General features: G+C 43.5%; 9 protein-coding genes. 7 read left to right on the forward strand and 2 right to left on the reverse strand.

Annotation, left to right across the window (positions count from 1 at the left end; all coding sequences use genetic code 11):
* Positions 1–58: 58 nt before the first annotated feature.
* On the forward strand, positions 59–904 hold the full coding sequence (locus AC1DVB_RS15480; RefSeq protein WP_477589891.1) for a YtnP family quorum-quenching lactonase: 846 nt from the start codon (positions 59–61) through the stop codon (positions 902–904).
* A gap of 48 nt (positions 905–952) precedes the next feature.
* Here the strand turns inward: AC1DVB_RS15480 and AC1DVB_RS15485 are convergent, their stop codons facing one another.
* On the reverse strand, positions 953–1270 hold the full coding sequence (locus AC1DVB_RS15485) for a PepSY domain-containing protein (RefSeq protein ID WP_034309283.1): 318 nt from the start codon (positions 1268–1270) through the stop codon (positions 953–955).
* Positions 1271–1446: 176 nt separating this feature from the next.
* On the opposite strand from AC1DVB_RS15485, the gene AC1DVB_RS15490 reads away from it, so the two are divergent.
* The 3 genes from AC1DVB_RS15490 (at position 1447) to AC1DVB_RS15500 (ending at position 4107) form a co-directional block, all read left to right on the forward strand.
* Positions 1447–2520: a M42 family metallopeptidase gene (locus AC1DVB_RS15490; protein WP_477589893.1), complete on the forward strand. Its 1074-nt coding sequence runs from the start codon at positions 1447–1449 to the stop codon at positions 2518–2520.
* An 80-nt stretch (positions 2521–2600) separates the two neighbouring features.
* On the forward strand, positions 2601–3122 hold the full coding sequence (locus AC1DVB_RS15495) for a DUF84 family protein (RefSeq protein WP_057277074.1): 522 nt from the start codon (positions 2601–2603) through the stop codon (positions 3120–3122).
* Positions 3123–3237: 115 nt separating this feature from the next.
* Positions 3238–4107: an AraC family transcriptional regulator gene (locus tag AC1DVB_RS15500; protein WP_477589895.1), complete on the forward strand. Its 870-nt coding sequence runs from the start codon at positions 3238–3240 to the stop codon at positions 4105–4107.
* Positions 4108–4239: 132 nt separating this feature from the next.
* Here AC1DVB_RS15500 and AC1DVB_RS15505 read toward each other — a convergent pair whose 3' ends face one another.
* Complete coding sequence (locus AC1DVB_RS15505) at positions 4240–4689, reverse strand: YtoQ family protein (protein ID WP_057276739.1); 450 nt, start codon at positions 4687–4689, stop codon at positions 4240–4242.
* A 123-nt stretch (positions 4690–4812) separates the two neighbouring features.
* Between AC1DVB_RS15505 and AC1DVB_RS15510 the strand changes: the two genes are divergently transcribed.
* From AC1DVB_RS15510 to AC1DVB_RS15520, 3 genes are all read left to right on the forward strand, one after another.
* The gene (locus AC1DVB_RS15510; protein ID WP_057276738.1) at positions 4813–5319 is read left to right on the forward strand and encodes a hypothetical protein; all 507 of its coding nucleotides are present in this window, start codon (positions 4813–4815) and stop codon (positions 5317–5319) included.
* Between the two features lie 110 nt (positions 5320–5429).
* The gene (locus AC1DVB_RS15515; protein WP_034309264.1) at positions 5430–5741 is read left to right on the forward strand and encodes a thioredoxin family protein; all 312 of its coding nucleotides are present in this window, start codon (positions 5430–5432) and stop codon (positions 5739–5741) included.
* Positions 5742–5791: 50 nt separating this feature from the next.
* Entirely contained in the window at positions 5792–6598 is an 807-nt protein-coding gene (locus AC1DVB_RS15520; RefSeq protein ID WP_057276737.1) for a DUF1444 domain-containing protein, read from the forward strand.
* Positions 6599–6710: the final 112 nt, after the last annotated feature.

Below are 6710 nucleotides of genomic sequence, written 5' to 3' on the forward strand. Positions count from 1 at the left end.
CGTTATCAATTTCAATATATGGAAGTGGGTGTTAAACTAAAGGCAGAGGAGGGGTAAAATGGAAACGATGCAAATAGGGGAAATAAAATTAACATGGTTGAATGGCGGTGTGACACACTTGGATGGCGGGGCGATGTTCGGTGTTGTACCGAAACCGCTTTGGTCCAAGAAGTATCCCGTTAACGAAAATAACCAAATCGAGTTACGTACGGATCCGATTTTGGTCCAGGCTAATGGATTGAATATGCTTATAGATTCCGGCATTGGCAATGGAAAGATGAATGACAMGCAGAAACGGAATTTTGGGGTGACGGAGGAATCGCATCTTGTCGAAGATCTTGGCAGACTTGGGATTCAGCCAAATGATATCGATTACATTTTAATGACCCATCTACATTTCGATCATGCCTGCGGGTTGACGAAACGTGAAGGTGAAACTTGGGTGCCTGTTTTCGAGCGTGCAGAAATCATTACGACCAAAACGGAATGGGCGGAAATGAAAAACCCGAATATTCGTTCAAAAAGTACATATTGGTCAGAAAACTGGGAGGCTGTCGCTTCTCTTGTACGTCCTTTTGAAGGGGAACAGGAAATTACGGCCGGCATTAAAATGATCCATACCGGGGGGCATAGTGATGGACATGCGATCATCATCATAGAGGATGGCGGGGATAGATTGATCCACATGGCAGATATCATGCCGACGCACGCGCATGCGAATGTCCTCTGGGTCCTCGCTTATGATGATTATCCCATGACTTCCATAGAGGCGAAGGAAAAGTGGATGAAATCCGGACTGGAAAATGGGTCCTGGTATAGCTTTTACCATGATGCCAAATACTGTGCCATCAAATGGGATGTAACGGGTAAGGAGATACTAGCCGAATTGAAGCGGAAGCGTTAAAAGGAAAGCACAAGGAGGACGTCATCTGACGGCCCTCCTTTTTTTGTTTCAATCATTTTGAGCATTAAGCTCCAATATCGTTCCTGTCGAAGCATCTGCAACAAATTCGAATTGCTCGCGTTTACCTTCTGTATTTCTGGTGATCCCGCCTTTGTACACTTCATAGTCCAAATCGTTTTTTGTATAGTTCTCCGGCTTCATCAAGATCCATGAGCCATATATATTTCCGTCCTTTTTGACTGTTTCCTTCACTTGGGCCAAGACTTTATCGGGAGAAGGTTTACTTGATTGATCCAATAATTGTTTTGCTGCATAGCCAGCAGCAAACCCGGCTGCAGTACCTAGTAAAAACGTTTTCCAATTCATTGATTTCTCCTCCATTGCATTTTATAAAATCACTTCTTCTAGTATACAGAAGAACGCTTTATTTGACTAATAATTTGAAATTTTACCCATAAACTGATAAATTAGAACTTTCTAGTGTAACATGATGCTAAGTTTTGTAAAATAGAAAGAAACAATACATAGTTAGGGGTAGAAAAATGAATCATGAGACTTTGGAGCTTTTTAAAACATTGACGGAATTACCGGGAGCCTCGGGAAATGAACATGCAGTTCGGAGTTTCATGAAGAGTGAGTTGCAAAAGTATTCGGACGAAATCGTTCAAGATCGCCTGGGCGGAATATTTGGCGTAAAAAGAGGCAATGAGGATGGGCCGACCGTCCTGGTTGCCGGGCACATGGATGAAGTGGGATTCATGGTCACATCTGTAACAGAAAATGGAATGATTCGCTTTCAGACCCTAGGAGGCTGGTGGAGCCAAGTGCTTTTGGCCCAAAGAGTCGAGATCATAACCGATAACGGTCCGGTCATTGGTGTCATCGGTTCGATTCCGCCCCATTTGCTTGATGAGTCGCAACGCTCAAAACCAATGGATATCAAAAATATGCTGATTGATATTGGGGCGGATGATAAGGAAGATGTGAAGAGAATCGGTATTAAGCCCGGTCAGCAGATTGTACCGATTTGTCCATTCACGCCGATGGCCAATGAGAAGAAAAKCCTCGCAAAAGCGTGGGATAATCGTTATGGCTGCGGACTTGCGATTGAATTGTTAAAAGATTTAAAAGGTGAAACGCTGCCGAATGTCTTATATTCCGGGGCAACCGTCCAGGAGGAAGTGGGATTACGGGGTGCGCAAACTGCAGCACATATGATCAAACCGGATCTTTTCTTTGCTTTGGATGCAAGTCCGGCGAACGATATGTCCGGCAGTAAAAGTGAATTTGGCCAGTTGGGAAAAGGGGCACTGCTCCGCATTTTTGATCGTTCGATGGTTACGCATCGCGGCATGAGGGAATTCATCCTTGATACGGCCGAATCGAATGAGATTCCGTATCAATATTTCGTTTCTCAGGGCGGCACTGATGCAGGGCAAGTCCATATTGCAAACGAAGGCATTCCAAGCGGGGTGATCGGCATTTGTTCCCGCTATATTCATACACATGCATCCATGATTCATATTGATGATTATGCCGCTGCCCGTGAACTGATAGGGAAATTGGTTCGTTCCTGTGATAAAACGACATTCGAAACCTTGATAAAAAACGGTTGATGGAGGAAGCTGAAATGGAAAGGGATGGTGTCATAATCCTTTTCCATCAGCTTTTTTTACATAGAAGGAAGGTAATTATATTGAAAATAGCAGTAGGCAGTAAGAATCCGGCGAAAATAAGTGCCGTGCTTGGTGTATATGAAGATGCTGAAATCATTTCGCTTCAAGTGGAGAGCGGGGTTCCGGAACAGCCTTTTTCAGATGAGGAAACGATGGAGGGGGCCATGACACGTGCCCGGAATTGCTTGATTCACAGTGATGCCGATATGGGTATCGGACTTGAAGGCGGTGTCGTGAAAATGGGACAAGCCCTGTTTCTGTGTAATTGGGGTGCAATGGCCACGAGGGGCGGTGAGGTTTTTGTAGCTGCCGGAGCGAGAATCCCGGTTCCGGGAATCGTTGCCGGGAAGGTGCTGGACGGTGAAGAGTTGGGCCCGGTGATGGACGCCTTCACAAAGCAAGAGAATATTAGCAAAAAGGAAGGGGCGATCGGCGTATTTACAAATGAGCGAATCACGAGGGGAGAAATGTTCCTTCATATCATGAGGATGCTAGCCGGTCAACACGAATATAAGCTGAAAATGAGAAGGCACGATTTATGAATCACTGTCATGGAAAGGCGTCTTCGAATGGAAACGAACACTGCCATAACTGAGCAGAATAAGACAGGGTTTTATAGAGCGGTCTTGGTACTATAGTGACAAGGGGTGAGCGGATATGGGGTGGGTAGAGYCAATCCAAAAGGCCATCGACTATATCGAAGAGCACTTATTGGAGGACCTTACGATCGAGAGCATTTCCAGGCAGGCGAATGCTTCGGCTTTTCATTTTCAACGGACCTTCACCATTTTAACGGATATTTCCATTGGTGAATATATCCGGCGTCGGAGACTGACTTTAGCTGCCCAGGAGATATCATCCACAAATGGCAAGGTCATTGATTTAGCCTACAAGTACGGCTATGACACCCCCGAGGCATTCTCAAAAGCTTTTCGAAGGCAGCATGGGGTATCTCCAAGCGAAGCGCGAAAGTATATGGGGAAGCTGAAATTCTATGAACGCCTGATGATACAGGTCATTCTGAAAGGGGCAAAACCGATGAAATACAATATCCTTGAAAGGGATTCCTTTCAATTGATAGGAATCAAGCAAGAATTTTCCTTGGTTAATGAAGAGAATTTGATTGGGATTCCAAAGTTGTGGGAGAAAGTCAATTCGAATGGAACAGGAGATAGGTTAGCGAAGTTGAACAATGGCCAAATAAATGGTTTGCTTGGTGTATGTGTCGATAAGCGTAATGTGGAAAAAAGTGAAACGATGGATTATTGGATAGGTGCAGAGTATGCCGGGAAAGTGCCTGAAGAGTTTTCGACCATTACGATACCGGCTTCTAAGTGGGTTGTATTTGAAGTTCACGGACCTATGCCTGATAGCATGCAACAAGCTTGGAAGCGGATTTTTTCCGAATGGTTCCCTACGAGCGGTCATGAACATGCCGGAACTCCTGAATTGGAAGTATACGACAATGCGGATGCTTCAAACCCTGACTATTACTCCGAAATTTGGATTCCGATTAAAAAGGGATAGTATTCAACCATCAAAATCATTCGTTATTCGCTTGCAGGGGGGGAGGCATCTAATTTGCCCCTGCAAGCTTTTTTATTTGTAAATATGAAATGATCAGCCCTTCATTTTTGTGCTGGTTAAGGGCAGGGAGATTTACAGCCCGTCTTCAAAAATATAGGAAAGCACCTTCATGGCTTGGTTCACGGATTCGACCGTGACACTCGCCTTTTCCGATAATTCCTTTAAGGCATGGTGATGGGTTTCCGGGCGAATCAAAATAAGCGGTTTTCCCAGGGAAATGGCGGTGCTTGCGTCCATGGCAGTATTCCACTGCTTATATTTCTCGCCAAACAGAGCGACGACAAGATCGGCTTTTTTCATCAAAAGACCTGTCCGCAAATTATTGATTTGGGAAGCGGCTGCATCCTTCAGGATAGGATTCGGCTGTTCCCCGAGGACATCTTCACCGATATTATCGGAGCGTTCATGATTTTCCATCGGGCCGACGAATTCTAATGGAAGCTTCAGTGCAGCGGCTTTATCTCTCAACTCATTTCTCCAATTTGAATGGATTTCCCCAGCAAGATAAACGGTTAACTTCATTGTTTTCCTCCTCGATATTAAAATTGCTTTCATTGTACCATGTTTTTTAGAAAATGGATGAATTCCATAAATAAGGATAATATTATCCTTAAGATAGTAAAAGAGACGGCTGGAGGAATGACGATGGCTTTATCGAATAAGAATTTCCTTGTTATCCTGTTGATAAGCAGTTTGATCGTAGGCTGCTCAGGGATCGAGAGACAAACCGAAAAGGCAATGAAGGCTGCTGAAGTGGCTTTTCGTGACGATGAAAAACAGCCCAATCAAGAGGCAGGGCTAATTCAGGTCCATCTGCCCAAGGATTTTAAAGTAGTGGAAGAACATGATAATAACTTGATTTTACAAAAAGGTGATCAGATTTATATATTATTTGTCAATCCAAATGAAAAAGAAGACAGTTCCGTGTTATATTTGGCGATTAAGGAACAAGAGGATCAATTTGAAGTGCTGCATTCTTTTCAAACTGATGATAAATTCGGCTTTATTTCAATTAAAGAAATACCGAAAGAAAAGTATGAGCTTGCAGTGGGGATCGGCGGGGTGAAACTGACAACGGAAACGGATAAAGACCAATTAAAAACCGATGCAAAACAAATGATGGAAATCGTTTCATCCGTGCCCCAGAGATAAGCTGAACCCTGCCTTTCAACCGATCCGTATTAATGGTTGATTCGAGGAGAGTCTGGTATGATGGGATTATAAAAAATTAAGGTGTCATTTAGAGCAGGAGGAATATTCAAATGGAAAAGTTACAAACCGTCGAGCAATATGATGCATTGAAAAATGAAGGCAAACATATCTTTCTTTTTTCCGCTACATGGTGTGGAGATTGCCGTGTAATCGAACCGATAATGCCGGAGATAGAAACGAAATTTCCTGATTTTACATTCATTTATGTGGACCGTGATGAATTCATCGATGTGTGTGCGGCTAATGATGTATTCGGCATACCAAGTTTCATCGCCTATGATAATGGTAAAGAGCTAGGCAGATTCGTGAGCAAGGATCGCAAAACGCAAGAACAAATTGAGGAATTCATTCAATCACTATAATCAAAATCCCCTTCTCGCTGGGGATTTTTCAATGAAGAGGAGGGTCAGTCATGAAAATGGACAGCACGAAGCTGAAAAATATTTTGAAGGAACGTTTAAAAGATGAGGGTCGGACATTCAAATTCGATAGCAAGCAAGATACGTTACGGGTGGAAAATGTGAAGACCGGGAAAGGGATCACCATCGAGTTGCCTCCTGTACTTGCTAACTATGAAAACGTACAGGAAAAGGCCATCGATGAAATTATTTATTACGTGGAAGAGGCCCTGAATGTGATGGGGGGAGAACACAGCATGGAAGGCAAGGAGAAATTCATTTTCCCAGTCATCCGCTCGACCTCCTTTCCAATGGAATCGGAAGACGGAAATCCGTTTTTATTCGATGAGCATACAGCTGAAACCCGGATTTTTTATGCCCTTGATTTAGGTAAAACCTACCGTCTTATAGATGAAAAGATGATTCAACGGGAAAACTGGCAGGGTGACAGGATCCGAGAAATTGCCCTTTTTAATGCCCGTTCGCTCTCCACTGAAATGAAGTCGGATATCGTTGCAGGTAATGCATTTTATTTTTTGAACACGAATGATGGATATGATGCCAGCAGGATCCTGAATGAATCATGGCTTCGGGAAATGAAGGACAAGGTCGAGGGAACCATGGCTGTGGCCATTCCCCATCAGGATGTCATCATCATTGCCGATGTGAAGAATGATACGGGCTATGATATTCTGGCGCAAATGGCGATGAGCTTCTTTGCCAGCGGTCATGTTCCGATTACGGCTCTATCATTCCTTTACGAAGAAAATGAGTTGGAGCCCATCTTCATTATGGGTAAAAACAAAAAGCGTGAACAATAATATAGGGAATCACAAAAGGACCGTGTCAGCATCTGGCAGCGGTCCTTTTAAAGTTTGATAGAGTTTATAACTCTATTGTAGTTGATATTTATTTTTTAATCGGTGATATTAT

Source organism: Peribacillus sp. P4_D6 (assembly GCF_056401795.1).

What these genes read in the sequence shown, in the direction of transcription:
- AC1DVB_RS15485 (WP_034309283.1), bottom strand. Translation starts at nt 1,270, where the DNA reads ATGAATTGGAAAACGTTTTTACTAGGTACTGCAGCCGGGTTTGCTGCT.
- AC1DVB_RS15505 (WP_057276739.1), bottom strand. Translation starts at nt 4,689, where the DNA reads ATGAAGTTAACCGTTTATCTTGCTGGGGAAATCCATTCAAATTGGAGA.
- AC1DVB_RS15510 (WP_057276738.1), top strand. Translation starts at nt 4,813, where the DNA reads ATGGCTTTATCGAATAAGAATTTCCTTGTTATCCTGTTGATAAGCAGT.
- AC1DVB_RS15515 (WP_034309264.1), top strand. Translation starts at nt 5,430, where the DNA reads ATGGAAAAGTTACAAACCGTCGAGCAATATGATGCATTGAAAAATGAA.
- AC1DVB_RS15520 (WP_057276737.1), top strand. Translation starts at nt 5,792, where the DNA reads ATGAAAATGGACAGCACGAAGCTGAAAAATATTTTGAAGGAACGTTTA.